At 60.3% G+C, this 15,414-nt stretch carries 21 protein-coding genes; 8 read left to right on the plus strand and 13 right to left on the minus strand.

Annotated elements, in window-relative coordinates:
- Positions 1-23 precede the first annotated feature (23 nt).
- On the plus strand, positions 24-641 hold the full coding sequence (locus MMS95_RS12860; RefSeq protein WP_021505532.1) for a LysE family translocator: 618 nt from the start codon (positions 24-26) through the stop codon (positions 639-641).
- Here MMS95_RS12860 and MMS95_RS12865 read toward each other — a convergent pair.
- The 3 genes from MMS95_RS12865 to MMS95_RS12875 form a co-directional block, all read right to left on the minus strand.
- On the minus strand, positions 631-1,275 hold the full coding sequence (locus MMS95_RS12865; protein WP_015377630.1) for a Qnr family pentapeptide repeat protein: 645 nt from the start codon (positions 1,273-1,275) through the stop codon (positions 631-633). The two genes, MMS95_RS12860 and MMS95_RS12865, sit on opposite strands and share 11 nt — an antisense overlap.
- A gap of 26 nt (positions 1,276-1,301) precedes the next feature.
- Positions 1,302-2,423 (minus strand): SMP-30/gluconolactonase/LRE family protein, encoded by a 1,122-nt coding sequence (locus MMS95_RS12870; protein ID WP_242141759.1) that lies wholly within the window; start codon positions 2,421-2,423, stop codon positions 1,302-1,304.
- Between the two features lie 153 nt (positions 2,424-2,576).
- The gene (locus MMS95_RS12875; protein ID WP_004941260.1) at positions 2,577-2,786 is read right to left on the minus strand and encodes a hypothetical protein; all 210 of its coding nucleotides are present in this window, start codon (positions 2,784-2,786) and stop codon (positions 2,577-2,579) included.
- Between the two features lie 141 nt (positions 2,787-2,927).
- Here MMS95_RS12875 and MMS95_RS12880 point away from each other — a divergent pair, with 141 nt between their 5' ends.
- Positions 2,928-3,278, plus strand: coding sequence for a GFA family protein (locus tag MMS95_RS12880; RefSeq protein WP_044031402.1), 351 nt, complete (start codon positions 2,928-2,930; stop codon positions 3,276-3,278).
- 13 nt (positions 3,279-3,291) lie between these two features.
- Here the strand turns inward: MMS95_RS12880 and MMS95_RS12885 are convergent, their stop codons facing one another.
- The 5 genes from MMS95_RS12885 to MMS95_RS12905 all read right to left on the minus strand — a co-directional run bounded on the left by MMS95_RS12885 (position 3,292) and on the right by MMS95_RS12905 (position 7,666).
- Positions 3,292-4,464 (minus strand): Gfo/Idh/MocA family oxidoreductase, encoded by a 1,173-nt coding sequence (locus tag MMS95_RS12885; RefSeq protein WP_015377627.1) that lies wholly within the window; start codon positions 4,462-4,464, stop codon positions 3,292-3,294.
- A 14-nt stretch (positions 4,465-4,478) separates the two neighbouring features.
- Positions 4,479-5,402 (minus strand): TIM barrel protein, encoded by a 924-nt coding sequence (locus MMS95_RS12890; RefSeq protein ID WP_160125393.1) that lies wholly within the window; start codon positions 5,400-5,402, stop codon positions 4,479-4,481.
- 186 nt (positions 5,403-5,588) lie between these two features.
- Complete coding sequence (locus tag MMS95_RS12895) at positions 5,589-6,620, minus strand: LacI family DNA-binding transcriptional regulator (protein ID WP_015377625.1); 1,032 nt, start codon at positions 6,618-6,620, stop codon at positions 5,589-5,591.
- Between the two features lie 72 nt (positions 6,621-6,692).
- Positions 6,693-7,109, minus strand: a complete 417-nt coding sequence (locus tag MMS95_RS12900; protein WP_004941246.1) for a DUF2000 domain-containing protein — start codon at positions 7,107-7,109, stop codon at positions 6,693-6,695.
- Positions 7,110-7,207: 98 nt separating this feature from the next.
- Complete coding sequence (locus tag MMS95_RS12905; protein WP_004941243.1) at positions 7,208-7,666, minus strand: hypothetical protein; 459 nt, start codon at positions 7,664-7,666, stop codon at positions 7,208-7,210.
- A gap of 228 nt (positions 7,667-7,894) precedes the next feature.
- Here MMS95_RS12905 and MMS95_RS12910 point away from each other — a divergent pair, with 228 nt between their 5' ends.
- The gene (locus tag MMS95_RS12910; protein ID WP_176326249.1) at positions 7,895-9,103 is read left to right on the plus strand and encodes an MFS transporter; all 1,209 of its coding nucleotides are present in this window, start codon (positions 7,895-7,897) and stop codon (positions 9,101-9,103) included.
- On the opposite strand, the gene MMS95_RS12915 is transcribed toward MMS95_RS12910, so the two are convergent.
- On the minus strand, positions 9,078-9,980 hold the full coding sequence (locus tag MMS95_RS12915; RefSeq protein ID WP_015377622.1) for a LysR family transcriptional regulator: 903 nt from the start codon (positions 9,978-9,980) through the stop codon (positions 9,078-9,080). The genes MMS95_RS12910 and MMS95_RS12915 overlap by 26 nt on opposite strands.
- Positions 9,981-10,102: 122 nt before the next feature.
- Here MMS95_RS12915 and MMS95_RS12920 point away from each other — a divergent pair, with 122 nt between their 5' ends.
- Both MMS95_RS12920 and MMS95_RS12925 read left to right on the plus strand, forming a co-directional pair.
- Positions 10,103-10,843, plus strand: a complete 741-nt coding sequence (locus tag MMS95_RS12920) for an SDR family oxidoreductase (protein WP_015377621.1) — start codon at positions 10,103-10,105, stop codon at positions 10,841-10,843.
- A 17-nt stretch (positions 10,844-10,860) separates the two neighbouring features.
- Positions 10,861-11,070 (plus strand): 4-oxalocrotonate tautomerase family protein, encoded by a 210-nt coding sequence (locus tag MMS95_RS12925; RefSeq protein WP_176326250.1) that lies wholly within the window; start codon positions 10,861-10,863, stop codon positions 11,068-11,070.
- Positions 11,071-11,155: 85 nt separating this feature from the next.
- Here MMS95_RS12925 and MMS95_RS12930 read toward each other — a convergent pair whose 3' ends face one another.
- The gene (locus MMS95_RS12930; protein ID WP_004941229.1) at positions 11,156-11,293 is read right to left on the minus strand and encodes a hypothetical protein; all 138 of its coding nucleotides are present in this window, start codon (positions 11,291-11,293) and stop codon (positions 11,156-11,158) included.
- A 294-nt stretch (positions 11,294-11,587) separates the two neighbouring features.
- Here MMS95_RS12930 and MMS95_RS12935 point away from each other — a divergent pair, with 294 nt between their 5' ends.
- Both MMS95_RS12935 and MMS95_RS12940 read left to right on the plus strand, forming a co-directional pair.
- Entirely contained in the window at positions 11,588-12,703 is a 1,116-nt protein-coding gene (locus MMS95_RS12935; RefSeq protein WP_015377619.1) for an AI-2E family transporter, read from the plus strand.
- Positions 12,704-12,796: 93 nt separating this feature from the next.
- Positions 12,797-13,009, plus strand: a complete 213-nt coding sequence (locus tag MMS95_RS12940) for a hypothetical protein (RefSeq protein ID WP_015377618.1) — start codon at positions 12,797-12,799, stop codon at positions 13,007-13,009.
- On the opposite strand, the gene MMS95_RS12945 is transcribed toward MMS95_RS12940, so the two are convergent.
- Complete coding sequence (locus MMS95_RS12945) at positions 13,006-13,425, minus strand: GNAT family N-acetyltransferase (protein WP_015377617.1); 420 nt, start codon at positions 13,423-13,425, stop codon at positions 13,006-13,008. The two genes, MMS95_RS12940 and MMS95_RS12945, sit on opposite strands and share 4 nt — an antisense overlap.
- A gap of 146 nt (positions 13,426-13,571) precedes the next feature.
- On the opposite strand from MMS95_RS12945, the gene MMS95_RS12950 reads away from it, so the two are divergent.
- Positions 13,572-13,862 carry a hypothetical protein gene (locus MMS95_RS12950; protein WP_015377616.1) on the plus strand — a complete coding sequence of 97 codons (291 nt, stop codon included), beginning with the start codon at positions 13,572-13,574 and terminating at the stop codon, positions 13,860-13,862.
- A gap of 30 nt (positions 13,863-13,892) precedes the next feature.
- On the opposite strand, the gene MMS95_RS12955 is transcribed toward MMS95_RS12950, so the two are convergent.
- Positions 13,893-14,795: an HNH endonuclease gene (locus tag MMS95_RS12955; RefSeq protein WP_015377615.1), complete on the minus strand. Its 903-nt coding sequence runs from the start codon at positions 14,793-14,795 to the stop codon at positions 13,893-13,895.
- 148 nt (positions 14,796-14,943) lie between these two features.
- Positions 14,944-15,387 carry a cell envelope integrity protein TolA gene (tolA, locus tag MMS95_RS12960; RefSeq protein WP_015377614.1) on the minus strand — a complete coding sequence of 148 codons (444 nt, stop codon included), beginning with the start codon at positions 15,385-15,387 and terminating at the stop codon, positions 14,944-14,946.
- Between the last annotated feature and the right edge of the window lie 27 nt (positions 15,388-15,414).

Here is a 15,414-nt window from a genome sequence, read left to right on the forward strand (position 1 = left end):
CTTGTTGTAACAGGCAATCTTCCATGATCGATATGTCCGCCGTACTCGCCGTTTTCACCGTGTATATTGTCGGCGTGGTGATCCCCGGCCCCAATTTCGTCGCTGTCGCTCACAAAGCCGTTTCAGCACGCCGGACAGAGGCGTTTGCCTTGGTGGCCGGCATCGTGCTGGTCAATCTGTTCTGGGCGAGCAGCGCCCTTCTTGGCATCGGCGTGGTTTTCGCCCTGTTCCCCTGGTTGGCTATGGCGATTAAAGTCGCCGGCGCTGGCTATTTAATGTGGTTCGGCTATCGGCTTATCGCCCAGGCGGCGCCCTCTTCCGGCACCCCAGCGGCCACCGGAAAAAGCGGTTTTCGCGCCGCCTTTCTACAGGGTATCGCCACCAACATCGCCAACCCCAAATCCATTGCGTTTTACGCCGCCGTCTTCTCATCAGCGGCGCCCGCCCATGTTTCTACACCGACTTTTCTCGCCATGCTGCTGGAAGTCGCGGTGATAGCCAGCTTGTGGTACGGGCTGGTGGCGCTGGTATTGTCGCACGCGCCTGTCGCCGGCGCCTACCGCCGCAGCAAGGCTTGGATCGATCGCGCCTGCGGCACCTTGATCATCGCACTGGGACTGCGGCAGTTACTCAGCCGATGATCGCGATCCCCAGCCGCTCCAGCAGTTGAGCGGCCTGGTGACTGTCCATTTTAACGCCCTGCAGATCGGTGGTGCGTAAATCCAACTCACCCAGTTCCGCGTTGCTCAGATCGCACTGGGTGACATCGGCGGCGCGCCAGTCAAAACCGGAGAATTCGCCGCCGGACAGATCGGAGCCGCTGAAGCTGGCGCCGAGCACCTGCGCCCCGTGCCAGCGGTTTTCCCACAGCTCGCATTTCTCCAGCACCACCTTGGCGAAGTTGGCATAGCTCAGGTTGCTTTTGGTGATATAGGCGCTGCAAAACCAGGTGCGGCTGGTGATCATGTTCATAAAGCTGGCGCCGCGAAAATCGGCGCCTTGCGCGCGGCATTCGCGGATCTCCACTCCCAGCGCGCTGGCATGGCGGAAGTCGGCCATCGACAAATCGCAGCTTCTGAAGCTGGCGTCTTTCAGTATCGCGCGGCTGAAATTGCCGCCCTGTCGGCTGTCGCGATCGTAAAACTGGCAGCCGATAAACTCGGTACCGGTCAGATCGGCGCCCGAAAAATCGCACAGCATAAAACTGCCGTTTTCAATTTTTTCGCCGGTAAAGCGGTTACGGTCAATCTTTTCACCCTTCAACATCAGACTCATCGCAGCGCACCTGTTTATTTATACAGTCAGTGCGCATTTAATCCTATTCCGGCCGGGTTGGCAACCGTCGCCGCTCGGCGGCCATCCGCTGCGACCGGTTCGAACGCTACCTTGACGATACTGAAAGTCTTGGTACTTTCCGCCTGAGCGACGTCGGCAAACAGCCGGGGGTAACGGGAGTTGACGACCCACACCTCGCCATCGCGCAGCGCGGCGCCGGTCGGCCCATCCAATCCCGGCGGCGCGGCGACCGCAGCGATACGCGCACTGGCCCAGCCGTCGGTCGAGGAGAGCAGCGTCACGTCACCGGACATGCTCCCCTTTTCACCCGGAAAAGACTGTACGATCACCAATTCATGGGCGTTTTTGAGCCGCAGCCCGTCCGGCCCTTTCAGCCGCTGCGGCAGCCTGATTTCACTTACCGCAGGCGTGGTATCCAGCGTCACCTTCCACAGCAGCCCGCGGGTGTAGTCCGCCGCAATCAGGAAGCCGTCCGGGTGATACACGACGCCATTGAGATAGGGCCGCGTGCCCTGCGCAGCGGCGGGTGCGTCGGCCGGCATCAAGCGCGCTGAGCGCACCAAAATCGACACCTGGCGCGTTGCCCGATCAATCTTGTAAATCTGCGGCTGGAAGCTGTCGGTGACGTATATATTGCCCTGTGCGTCGAGCGTCAGATCGTTGGCCAGCGTCGGCCCATGGCTTAGCGATGAAAGGTCGTACGTCTGCTGCAGCACGCCGGTATCGAGATTGAACTCCAGCACCTGCGCCACGCGATTGCGCGTGCCGGCGGCAGAGTTGCGGGACACGCCCACGTCTTCGTTGCACACCAGCACCCGGTTGCGCTCGGCGTCCACCAGCATGCCGGAGGTGGTGATAAGCCCCGTGCCGGTGGAAAACCGCCGATAGCGGCCATCCGGGTAGACCAGGCCAAGCTGCCCGCCGCGCAGGGAGGAGATAAGGAACGCACCGGCGCGTGCATTCCAGGCAATGCCCTCAGGGTAGGCGCCGGCGGGGTCCGGTGAAAACTCGATGCGTTGCGTGGCCTGCGCCTGCATAACGCCGCAGAGCAACAGCGCAGCGCCGGCCAACTGGGTGACGCATCGGCGGCACGGCAATAAGAAAGAAAAGAAGCTGAAGCGGAACATGAGCATGACCCTGATGAGGACTCGGATCGCTAGAGTAGGATCGCGCCGCTCGTGGCACCAGCCGGGAAAAAGGCAATGCGCCACTAAAAAAATCGCAGTAATCGGCGCAAAAAAAAACCGCCCGATACGGGCGGTTGACGTGACGGCGAACCGTTACTTCAGGGCTTCCTGAATGGCGTCGGCCATCGGACCGATGTGCTTCTCCGCCGCCTTCAGCTGGAAGTCCACGCCGTTGCCATCGTTGGTATCCGACAGCGTGGCCTTGATCAGTTCCAGCGCCGCCTGCACCGCCACCAGCCGTTTGTGCTGTTCGTCCGTGACCGGTTCGGCGCCCATATTGGCCGGATAGTAATGTTCTAACATCGCGATCTCCTTTTGATGACGTTAACCTCTAACCTACCAGAAAACCGTGCATTTACTAAGGAAACCAGACCGGGTGCGGCCGAGTGACGATAAATTGCACTATACTGGGCAAACACCCTCCCCTGTTACAGGATCATCGCCATGTCATTCCAGGGAAGCTGCCACTGCGGCGCCGTCACCTTCTCCGTAGACGCCGAACTGCCGACCGAAGCCCTCAGCTGCAACTGCTCGATCTGCCGCCGCAAAGGCCTGCTGCTGTCTTTCTTTCCCATCAGCGCGTTCACGCTCAGCAGCGGCCAAGACCGGCTCAGCACCTACACCTTCAATCAGCACAAGATCCGCCATCAGTTCTGCCGAGTCTGCGGCGCCCAGCCCTTTGCCTACGGCACCGCGCCGGACGGCGCCGCGATGTGCGCCGTCAATCTGCGCTGCGTGCCTGACGTCGCGCTCGATGCGTTACAGATCCACAGCTACGACGGGGCCAGCGTCTGAGCGAATCGCGCGCTCAGTCGAAGGCGACCCAGCCGGCGTCGGTTTCGGCGGATTGCACGCAGCGCGCCACCCACTTCACGCCCAGCGCGCCGGCCTGCACGTCCGGGTACCAGAAGTCGGCCAGGAAGGCCGCGTCGCGCCGATCGGTGGCGTCCATCGCCAGCGCGAAGCGGCGGTAGAGATTCGACCAGGCTTCAAACAGCCCCTCCGCATGGCCGCCGCCGATGCGATCGTCCGCCAGCGCCGACGCGGCGAGATACGGCATACCGCGCTCCAGGATCCGCACCGGCTCGCCCTGCACTTCGAAGCGCAGCTGATTGGGTTGTTCATCCCACCACTCCAGGCTGGCCTTTTCACCGACAATGCGCACCTTTTGGCCGTGCATCGAACCGCAGTTGACCGCCGAAGCCCACACGGAGCCGATGGCGCCGTTGTGATACTCCATCAGCACATAGGCGTTGTCCTCCAACGGCGCGCGCGACGGCACAAAGCTTTGTCGGCTGCAGATCAGCCGCCGGATCTTCAGCTGCGGCGCCATGGTTTCCGCCAGGAACAGCGTGTGGGTCGCCAGATCGCCCAGCACATAGCTGGGGCCGACAAAGCGCGGATCGACCCGCCAGCGAGTGCTGGGATTATCCTGCTCCACCGCCGCGGCGTGAAAGCCGTGGGCGAACTGCATATTCACCAGCCGAATTTCCCCCAGCCGGCCATCGGCAATCATCTGCCGCGCCTGCAAAATCATCTGGTGCCCGGCATAGCCGTAGGTCACGCCGATGACTTTGCGCTGCCGCTCGCACAGCGCCGCCAGCGCCTGCGCCTCTTCGACGCTGAAACACAGCGGCTTCTCGCACACCACGTGCAATCCCGCCTCCAGCGCCGCCCGGCAAATGGCGTAATGGGTGTTGTTCGGCGTGGCGATCGAGACCGCTTCGATGCCGTCCGCCCGCGCGGCTTCGGCGCGGAACATCTCAGCATAATCCGCATAACAGCGCTCCGCCGCCACGCCCAGACTCCGGCCAAAATCACGCCCGCGTTCGGCGTCAATGTCGAACGCGCCGGCCAACAGAGTAAACGCGCCGTCGCGCAAGGCCGCCGAACGGTGGATGTAACCAATCTGGCTGGTGCCGCCGCCGCCGACCATGCCCCAGCGCAACGATCTCGCCAAAGGTTTGCTGCCGTTGATCATCGTGTTTCTCCTGGTTAAAAGCCGAGGCCGCGCAAGTAGCGCAAGCTGGCGGTGACGTCCTGCAGGCTGCCCTGCACATTGCGCGGATCGCGCTCCTGCTCGATAGTGATCCAGCCCCGGTATCCGCGCTCGGCCAACAGCGCACGCAGCTGCGGATAATCGATCGCCCCGCTGCCCAACGGGCACATGACGCCCTCGGCGCAGGCGGTGAAGAAATCGACGCCGCGCGCCAGCACCTCGCGGAACACCTGCGGATCGACGTCTTTGAAGTGCAGATAATCGAGGCGATCAAAGTGCTTGCTCAGCCAGGCAGCCGGGTCCAGCCCGGCGTAATACAGATGGCCGGTATCCAGGCACAATCCGGCGGTGTGATGCGGAATGTCCGCCGCCAACCGGTCGATTTCGTCGGCGAACTCGATACAGCCGCCGGCGTGCGGATGCACCACCGGCCGCACGCCGTATTCCCGCCAGGCCAGTTCGCTGATGCGCGTAATGTGCCCGATCATCCTCTGCCACTCCGCCTGCGACAAACGCGGTGCTAAATCTGAACGCCCGGCGAATCTGGCGCGTTGCGGATTGCCGAAATCGATAATTACCAGGAACGGCGGCGCGGCGCGATCGCCCTCGCTCGGCTCCGCCCTGGGCGCCCGCGAGAGGTTGCGGCAAATCCGATGCGTCAGATCCAGCAGGCGCTCAATGTTCGCCTCGCTGACCAGATCGTCAAAAATCGTGCCGGCCACCAGCGACAGACGATGCTGCTCCAGCGCGGCGCACAGCGCCTCGCTCTGCGTCGGCAGATAGCCCCACGGCCCCAGCTCGATGCTGCGGTAGCCGGCCGCCGACGCTTCTTGCAGAACCGTGGCGTAGGGCGGCAAATGGGGGTTGTTCGGATCATCTACGCCCCAACTGCAGGGCGCATTGGCGATAGGCAAAGTCATGGCGACGGCTCCTTTTTTGCAGGGAATGCCGGCAGTATCAAACAAAAATTCCAAAACCATCAATAATGAAAATTTTATTTTTTGATAGAGATCGCGCTATTTTTGATAAAATATTTGATGGTTTTTAATCAAATATAGACGGCGCCTGGTTGCGCGCTGCTCTCGGCAACCACCACTCATCGGCCGTCAGAGGTTTTCTTTGGTGATCACATCGAAGCGATTAATGATGTGCCGTAATCCCGGTTGTTCATCGGCGGCGAGCAACGTCTCGACGATCGTGGCGGCCAATTCGGGAATGCGGTGGCACAGCAGCAGATCCACCGTGCCGTCGAGCAGCGCCATTTCACCGCCCTGCACCGGGCCGTGGCACACCAGCGTGATGTCGCGCTGCCGGCCGCTCTCTCGCAACGCCTGAATAATGCCCTCCACACCGCCGCTCGGCGCGTAAAGCGCCGCCAGCTCCGGGTGGCTCGCCAGCAGTTCACGCGTGACCCGGCGCGCCGTTTCCGCGTCCTCATGGCTGCGCACCGGCTCCAGCACGCGCTGACCGCTCATCTGCTCACGCAGATAGGAGCGGAAACCGATCTCGCAGGCCTCCTGACACGTAAAACGGTTGTCGCCGATGATCACGCCGACGTCGCCCTGCCGCCGGCACAGACGATCCACCGCCCAGCCGGCGGTGCGGCCCGCTTTTTGATTATCCAGACCGATGTAGCCGGCGCGGCTGGGCACCGATAAATCCGACAGCAGCGCGAAAACGTTGATGCCCGCCTGGGCGGCTTCTTCTACGGCATAGTGGATCAGGGGGTGATCCAGCGCCAGCACGCCGATCGCTTCCACCTGGCGGCTCAATTGGCTAATGGCGGCGGCGGTGTCGCCGATGGCATTGAGAGAGTGAAAGATAAACTGCGGCGGCTGACCCGGCTCATGATACGGCGCCGCTTGCGCCATCAGCTCATCGGCCAGTTGCGCATAGAAAGAGTGTTCGCGCCGCAGCAGGATGAACCCCATTCTCAGGCGGCGTTCCGGCCTGCCCAGCACCGCCGACAGGCAGTGGGACTTCTCCAACGCGAACCCCAACTTTTTCGCCGCCTCAATCACCCGGCGCTGGGTGACGGGCCGCACCGACGCGCGTTGGTTGATCACCCGATCGACGGTGGCGATGCCGACCCGCGCCTCTCTGGCGATGGCCGCCATGGTGGTTTTCTTGCCGCTCATGTTCATCTCCATCAACGATTTGATGGGAAAATATCATAGCCGTTGCCGCCCCTGATGTGATGCCGTTCGCGATTAACGGTAGACGGAGAACTTCTTGGTGAGCGGCTTAAGCTGCTCGGTGTCACCGTAGAGCGCCACCGCCACGAAATCCAGCTGCTCGTAAGGGGTATTGGCGGTGTCGGCGATCTGCTGCTCGGCGGAGTGCGACAGCATGGTGGTGGTGAAGAAGTTGGACAGCACGCCCTCCTCCTTGCATTTGAGGATCAGGTTGCTGAGCTGGCTGCTGTTTTTAGCCTGCAGGATCACGATCGGGTAGTGGCTCATATTGGCACTGACGCCGTCGAGGCTGCTCGGATAGTGGTGAAACTCGCGCTGCTCGATCAGATCGGTGATGCCCGCCGTCAGATGGCAGGAGGCGTTAAACAGCGTGGCCGGTTCGTGATTGCGGTTGAGGATGATATAAAACTTTTTCTCGTTGTCGCTGTACATACTCTTCTCCTTGAATAGACAGCCAGTTTTACCCAACCGGCGCACGGTTTCAAGGCGCGATAAGGGGCCGCGTCCGGCCCCGTGATAGCACTGCCGGCTCAGACCGCGCCTTCGCCAGGCCCCAGCGGCTGGGCCACCTGATGCAGCACGGTGATGTTCTGCAAAATAGTGCCGCCGTCGATAGGCTTCATCTGGCCGTCGCGATCTTTATAGTGCGTCGGTTTGGCCCCGTGGAAGAACAGCCCGGCGTTGACCTGCACCCCCAGATAACCGGCGCTGGCCGGCAGGCGCTGCACGTCGGTCCAGGGGTGGGAAACCGGCACATACTGGAAGCCTGCGCTGGTCTTGGCATACAGCGGGCGCAGCAGCGTGACAAAGGCCATCATCGGCGACAGCGCCTCTGTAAAGATCTGCACCGGCCGATCGACCGTCATCAAGAAACCCTGCGGCTGTTCCTCTACCGTGTCGAGGCTCAGGCTGCTGCTGATATCATCGCCCCGGCCGCCATAGCTCCATTCAATGGCCGGCGCCCGACTCTCGTTCATCATCTCTGACATACACTGCTCCTTATAAAGTGAATTCAACACGCCTGCTGCGTGCCGGAACAGTAAACCGCTGAACGGGCACCCGCGTCCACGCCGGGCGGCACGCTGGCGCACCAAACAACGAGGCGCGCAAAATAAAGCTCGAAATGAATAATTTCCCCACGTGACAGCGCAGCATTTGAACGACTTCTGCCGTAGCGCAGAGGCATAGTGAGGGCGTTACCGCCACTGGAGAGTGTTATGACCGCGATTAAACCGGACGCCATCGACCGCATTTCCCCCGCCGCCACGCCCTGGCTGGCCGTCATCAACGTGCTGTTCGCCGGCATCGCCGCGGCGCTGCACGTGGGCAAGGCCACCATCGCGCTGCCGGCGCTGCAGGCCGAGTTCGGCCGCTCGCTGGAGGCGCTCAGTTGGGTCATTTCGGCCTTTCCCTTCGTCGGAGTGTTCGGCGGCATCGCCGCCGGGCTGCTGGTGCGCCGCTGGGGCGACCGGCGCCTGCTGGCGCTCGGGCTGCTGATCATCAGCGCCGCCAGCTTCGCCGGCGCCACGCTGCACAACTTCAGCGGGCTGATCGTCAGCCGCTTTGTCGAAGGCCTCGGCTTCGTGATCGTGGTGGTTGCCTCGCCGGCGGTGCTGAACCGCATCGTCGCCCCGGCGCAGCGCAACCTGGTGTTCGGCATCTGGAGCACCTTCATGCCGGCGGGCATCGCCATTTCACTGTTTTTCGGCCCGCATCTGGCCGACTGGCAGCAGAGCTGGCAGGCCGGTGCGGCGTTGACGCTGCTGGCCGCCCTGCTGCTGCCGCTGACCACGTCCCGCCGCGCCGCCAAGGCGCACGCTCCGCCGTTGCCGCTGCGACAAGCGCTGGGCGCGATGCTGCGGGCGCGTCAGCCGCTGTTGCTGGCGCTGATGTTCACCACATACAACCTGCAGTTTTTCTCGGTGATGACCTTTCTGCCGATCTTTCTGATGCAGCGCATCGGTCTGTCACTGGCGGACGCCGGCGGCATCAGCGCGGCGGCGGTGGCGGCCAACATCGTCGGCAACCTCGCCGCCGGCGTGCTGCTGTCGCGCGGGCTACCCGCCAGAACGCTGCTCGCCGCCACCAGCCTGTTGATCGGGGTCTTCGGCGTCGGCATTTTCCTGCCGATGACGCCCAACGGCCTGCTGATCCCGCTGTGTTTCCTGTTCTGCGCCATCGCCGGCATACTGCCCGCCACCATTTTGGCCGCCACGCCGGCGGCGACGCCGGAACCGACGCTGCTGCCGCTGAGCCTCGGGCTGGTGATGCAGGGAAACTACCTCGGCCAGGTGATCGGCCCGGTCGCGCTGAGCGCCATCGTGGCCGCAGCCGGCTGGGCTGCCCCGGCGTGGCTGGTGCTGGCGGCGGCGGCGTCTGGAGCGGTATTGGCGCTGGCGGCTACGCTTGCGTCAGGAAATCGATGAATTTCCGCACCTTCAGCGGGACAAAGCGCGCATAGGGGTAAAGCAGGATGAAGGGACGCGAGGCGCCGGCGTAATCTTTCAATACCTCGACCAGCGCCCCGCTGCTCAACTCTTGTTCGACGGTAAAGCGATACACCTGCATCAGTCCGGCGCCGCTTTTCACCAGCGTCAGCGTGGCGAGGTAATCTTCCTGGCAAAGCCAGCGCCCGGCAGTATCCACTTTGCTGTTTTCGCCCTGAACCTTAAACGTCCAGGCGGTTTTTCTGCCGGTGCTGGGCAACGCATACTGAATGCAATCGTGCCGGGCCAGATCCGCCGGCGTGAGCGGCGCAGGGTGGCGTTGCAAATAGCCCGGCGTCGCCACCACGATCAGTTCAGCCTCCTCCAGACGCCGCGCCGCCAGGCCGGAGTCGTTCAGCTCGCTGCCGCGAATGGCGACGTCGAATTTATCTTCGGAGAAATCGATATTCTGATTGCTGACGTGCAGATTCAGCTTGAGATCGGGATAGCGTTGCGCAAACTCGGGCAAACGCGGCAACAGCCTAAAATGCGCGTACAGCGTCGGCGCGCTGATGCTGAGCGTGCCCACCGGTTTGTCCCGTTCGCCGGAAATGCTCGCCTCGGCCTCCATCAGCTGGCTCAGCGCCCGGCGACATTCCAGGTAATAACGCTGGCCGGCATCCGTGACGCGCATCTGGCGTGTGGTGCGGATAAACAGCTTCGCCTGCAATCGCGTCTCCAGACGCGCGACCGAGCGGCTGACCGCCGCAGGGGTTATCCCGGCGGCATTGGCCGCTGCGGTGAAGCTGCCGGTTTCTACCGTCAGGCAAAACAGCTCGATGCTGCCCACCTGAACGTCGTCAAAATGGCGTTGCATGTCTCTCCCTGCTAATTCATTACATAAGGTATAAATTAAAGTTCTTTCCCCCTCATTTTTCAATCATCAGGTATGGATTACCGTTCACGTACGATCAATCCCTATCCTGTCGAGGAGAGAAAATGAGCAAAGTAAAAACGGTCATCGTCACGGGCGCATCGAGCGGCTTGGGCTTCGCCATCGCGCAAGCCTACCTGGCGCGCGGCTATCAGGTTGTCGCAAACGCCCGTTCGCTTGAACGGCTGCAGGCGGCGGCGGACAAACTCGGCCGCCCGGCCAATCTGCTGCTGGCGCCGGGAGACATCGCGCTGCCGGAAACCGCCGAACGGTTGTTCAGCCTGGCGATACAGGCTTTTGGTCAGGTAGATATTCTCATCAATAACGCCGGCATATTTATCGCCAAGCCGATCGCCGACTATACGCCGGAGGAGGTCGACGCGATGGTGGCAACCAATCTGAAAGGCTTCTTCTACCCGGCGCAGGCCGCCGCCCGGCATATGCAGCAACGCGGTGCCGGCCACATCGTCGCCATCACCGCGTCGATCGCCATGCAGCCCAACAGCAAAGTGCCCGCTTTGCTGCCGGTGCTGATTAAAGGCGGCCTTAACCACGCCGTGCGCGAGCTGGCATTGGAGTTAGCGCCGCACAACGTGATGGTCAACGCCGTGGCGCCCGGCATCATCGCCACGCCGATGCATCAAAATGATGAACAGAGTCTGGCGCAGATGCGGCAACTGGCGCCAACCGGCCGCGTCGGCCAGCCGCAGGACATCGTCGATGCGGTGCTGTATCTGACCGACGCCAATTTCGTTACCGGCGCGGCGCTCGCGGTTGACGGCGGCGCCACCGCCGGCGTCTGGTGAAACCGGGGAGAAACGCCATGCCATACGTCAACATTAAAGTGACCGACGAAGGGGTCAGCGCCGCGCAAAAGCGCATGCTGATCGAGGGAACCACCGCGCTGCTGGAGCAGGTGCTGAATAAGCCACGCCACACCACTTTCGTGGTGATTGACGAGGTAGCCACCGACAACTGGGGCGTCGGCGGAGAGAGCGTCACCGCCCTGCGCGCCAAAGAACGAGGCAAATGACGGGCGATTTATTCTGGGGATCCAGTGTTGTAGGGTACAGCTGCTAGTTATCGTTATCGGGTCTGCGTGGTGAGATCAATCACGCTCAGCGCGAAGGATAAGGCCAGTGATGGTCCAGACCCGATAATGACAAGGCGCCGGTCGCGGCAAGATAAACCAGCACACCGGCGAAAGCGATCAGCAGCACCTTTTCGATAACGGCAAGTCGTTTGTGTTCAGTCATTTGCATACTCCTTCGTGGTATCGGGCGAACGGCCGCCCTCCTAAAAACTAGGAAAGCCTGGCGCAGGCGGCAAGCGCGGCTCACAAAATGAAACACAATCGATAAATTTTGTTAATTATTTAGCCCTCTTTCTTTTCTCACGCCGCCGCCTGTTCACCGTGCGGCGCCCGCCTTGCCCTTAATAACCCTATGGAATACGCCACTAAAAATCCCCTACCGGTTAAGCAAAGGTGATGATAGTGTTGTTTTCATTCAGTTCATCTATGCTGAAAATTCATCTTTTGAGGGACGACTATGATGTCTAAAGGCATTTCCAAGGGATTCTTTATTCTGATCCTGTTCATCGTTACCGCCGCCTTTCTCGACGTGCTGGGGCCTTATTACTCCTCGGTGCTGTGGGCGGTTATTCTGGCGGTGATTTTCCATCCGGTGAAAAAGAAGTTGAAGCAGTACGTCGGCGAACGCAACGGCGTGGTGTCGCTGCTGACGGTGGCGCTGATTTGCCTGATCGTGTTCACGCCGTTGGCGATCATCGCCTCGTCGCTGGCGATGGAATTCAACGTGATCTACACCAAGCTGCAGACCAACAACAGCCAATTGCCGACCATGCTGGCGGACTTTATGCGCCACCTGCCCAGCTGGGCGCAGCGCTTCCTGGCGGAGCATAACCTCAACAGCGCCGCCGAGATCCAAAAGCAGCTTTCCGAGGTGGCGCTCAAGGGCGGGCAATATCTGGCGGGCAGCGTGTTCCTGATCGGCAAGGGCACCTTCAACTTCGTCGTCGGCTTCGGCGTGATGCTCTATCTGCTGTTCTTCCTGCTGAAAGACGGCCCCTATCTGGTGAACCTGGCGCTCGAAGCGCTGCCGCTCTCCCAGCACGTGAAACACCATCTGTTCGTCAAGTTCGCCGCCGTCTCCCGCGCCACCGTCAAGGGCACGGTGGTGGTCGCCGTGGTGCAAGGTGCGCTCGGCGGGCTGGCGTTTTACTTTACCGGCATCGACGGCAGCCTGCTGTGGGGCGCGCTGATGGCGTTCCTGTCGATCATCCCGGCCGTGGGCTCCGCCATCATCTGGGTGCCGGCGGTGATCTACTTCTTCGCCACCGGCATGCTGTGGAAAGCCATTTTCCTGGTAGTGTTCTTCGTGGTGGTGATCGGCCTGGTGGACAACATCCTGCGCCCGCTGCTGGTGGGCAAAGACACCAAAATGCCGGACTACCTGATCCTGATCTCCACCCTGGGTGGCATGGAGATCTACGGCATCAACGGCTTCGTTATCGGCCCCTTGATCGCCGCGCTGTTCATCGCCTGCTGGAACATCCTGTCCGGCCGCGACAGCGAGGAGAATATCGAAGAGATCGACGAAGAATTTATCGAGGAAGGCAAAAACCATCCCGACGCGGTGGAGTAAACCTCCCGCAGCGAATCACGCAGGGGCCCGTTTGGGCCCCTTTTTTTGTCTGTGGTATCCTTGCCAGGCTCACAAGGAAGAACGGGTTTCGTTATGCTTATTTTCTACGCCACGCTGGCCATCGCCTTCACCCTGCTGTGCCTGCTGGCCTTTATCTTTTGTGCTTACCAGCTTTCGAAGCACGGCGACGTCAAATTTTTGGCCTCGCTTTCGGTGCTGATCTTCGCGCTGCTGGCCTTCTATGCCGCTTATGGCTACGTCAGCACCTGGCTGCAACAGCAGGCGGTCGATGTCCGGTTGTATTAGCGCAGCGGGATAAAAAAGACCTGCTCCGGATCGCCGTCATCGAGATTGTCAATCTGGCCGCTGGCGACAAATCCGGCGTTCAGCAGCAGCCGCTGCATCGGCAGGTTGGAACGATTGGTGGAAGTGAACAGCTTCGGGTGTCGGCAATGGGACTTCAATGCCGTAATCAACGCCTGCCCGACGCCCCGGCGGCGATAGCGCTCGCCGACCATCAGCATCTCGATAAAACCGCAGCCGAAGAAGTGATAGTGCAGTACGCCATAGCCCATCACCACGTCCTGTTCCTCGGCAAGATAGCAATCCCCCTGCCCGCACCAGGCGCGGATCTGCGCCGCGCGCTGCGGTTCGTGTTCGGCGACGCTGTCGAGGGCGATCAGGGCTGCGACATCGGTTTCAGTGGCAAGACGAACAAACATGTTTATCCCTTCATTCTGATGGGGGGCGGCGACACCGCTTCAACGAAACGGCAACCGAAGCGGGATAATTTTTACATCCCCGCCGAATTTTGTAATCCTATTATAGAGTTACTAAAACACACGCCAAGGAAGGAAAGCTTTTCCCGATGAGCATACCGCAAATACCCGCCGCCCTGCTGTTTACCCTGCTGCTGGCGGGCTGCCAGTTCCACAAAACCGTGTTCCCGCCGCCGTATATCGGCACCCCGCAAGAGATCAGCACCTACGAAGTGAAAGGGCTGACGTTTGTCACCACCGTTACCTTCAGCGGCCTGTTCGCCGAAGATCTGGTGCGCGAATACGCACAGAAACATCACTATCGCTACTATGTGGTCACGATGCGCAGCAACGGTTTTAAAGACCGAAGCGAGCGCGTGAGCGCGATGATGTATCGGTAAGAGCCCCGGTCCTGATTTGGCAAACCTGCATCAGGGCTCTACTTCAAAACCCCATCTCGCTCGATGCCGCCGCAGGTAAGCTCTGTTCTTTTCAGACAACCCGCTAATGTTCGCATCCAGCGGGATCTTTAACTCATCTAACAAGCTGCTCTTCGTCTGCGGATACAGCAAACGTCCGTCATCGGCAAAACTGATCGTGCCGCGATCGAACAGCTTGTCCAGATTGGGGATTAACGGCAGACCATTGTGCGGATCCACTTTCTCTTCTGGGGTCGCAATCGACCAGGCAACGATGTGAGAGGCAATGAGAATGGACGGCTCAGCAATCCCCGTGACCGCACACCGATTTCCCCACCGCTTAAACATTTTATCGCGATAGGGACCATGCCCAATCCGCGCCTGAATCACCCTTTCTTGCTCACCACCGACCTCTCTGGTGATTTCGACGGTATCCGCATGGAGGTTGATAGAGAGATTTTCCGAGATAAAACCGGCGATCAACGCGGCTGCCGGCGCGGGGATCTCGCACATATAGTTTTCGGTGCATCCGCCTTTCTTATTAAAAACGCGCGGAAGGCAAGCCTGGTTGTGCATGCGTATGAACGCCTGATTAAAAAGGGAAACATCAATAGGTAGTTCAAGACGCGTCAGTTCCAAATCGACTTGGGTACCCGCAATATGCGGCGGTCCCGCGACCCGATGCTCAGGCCGCGGTGCAGAGTAAGCATCGCGTACCGCTGTCGCCACGCCGATAATCTTCCTACCCTTGTGGCAAAAAATCAGGTCACCCTCTTTGACTTTTTTGACCGTTTCCCACCCGGCAGGTTTAAACATGTTCCCAGTCTTATTTATTCCATATTGCGGCGCCCACAAGAATTCGCCCTTCAAAACTTCCGCGACGCTGCCACCGATGTTGACCCAGAAAAAACGCATGGCCACTCTTTTATAATCAGGAGTTTTAAGGGTTATCGTCACCATTCATCAAAGGCTTTAGTGATTTTCACCCATTAACGCAGGGTGACGGCAATAAAAAATCCCGGCCTTGACCGGGATAGCGTTGCACGGAAACAGCATTGTTTATTCACTGCGGGCGAAATTCCAACGTGCTGTTTTTGACCGCTTCGTAAACCGCGGCCGTTGGCGGCTTAGGCAGACGCGCATTGGCGATTGCTTTGATCGCGGCCTGGCAAAGTTCCGGTTCCCCTTGTTCAGCCTGAATGCTGATCAGCATACCGTCCGGCGCCAGCTTGATGCTCAATGTGCAACGCTTGCCTGAGTAGGCTTCGGCATCTTTCAAATGGCTTTGAATCGCGGCCTGCAACTGGGCGATATAGTGTTCTTTCTCTTTTCCCGGTGCCGGCGTCTTTGGGTCGCCAAGGTTGGTGAAAAGATCGTCAACCTCTTTATTTACCGGATCGGTTTGGCTGGGGGCCGTGCTCTTGGCACACCCCGTTAATGCCAGCGCGGTCATCGCCGCCAATACTGTAGCAACGCCGGTTTTATAGCCTGAATGCGTTATTTTCATATCCCTGTCCTTATGGATGTTGTCAGT

It is taken from the genome of Serratia sp. PGPR-27 (assembly GCF_022678525.1).
GTDB lineage: Bacteria > Pseudomonadota > Gammaproteobacteria > Enterobacterales > Enterobacteriaceae > Serratia > Serratia nematodiphila.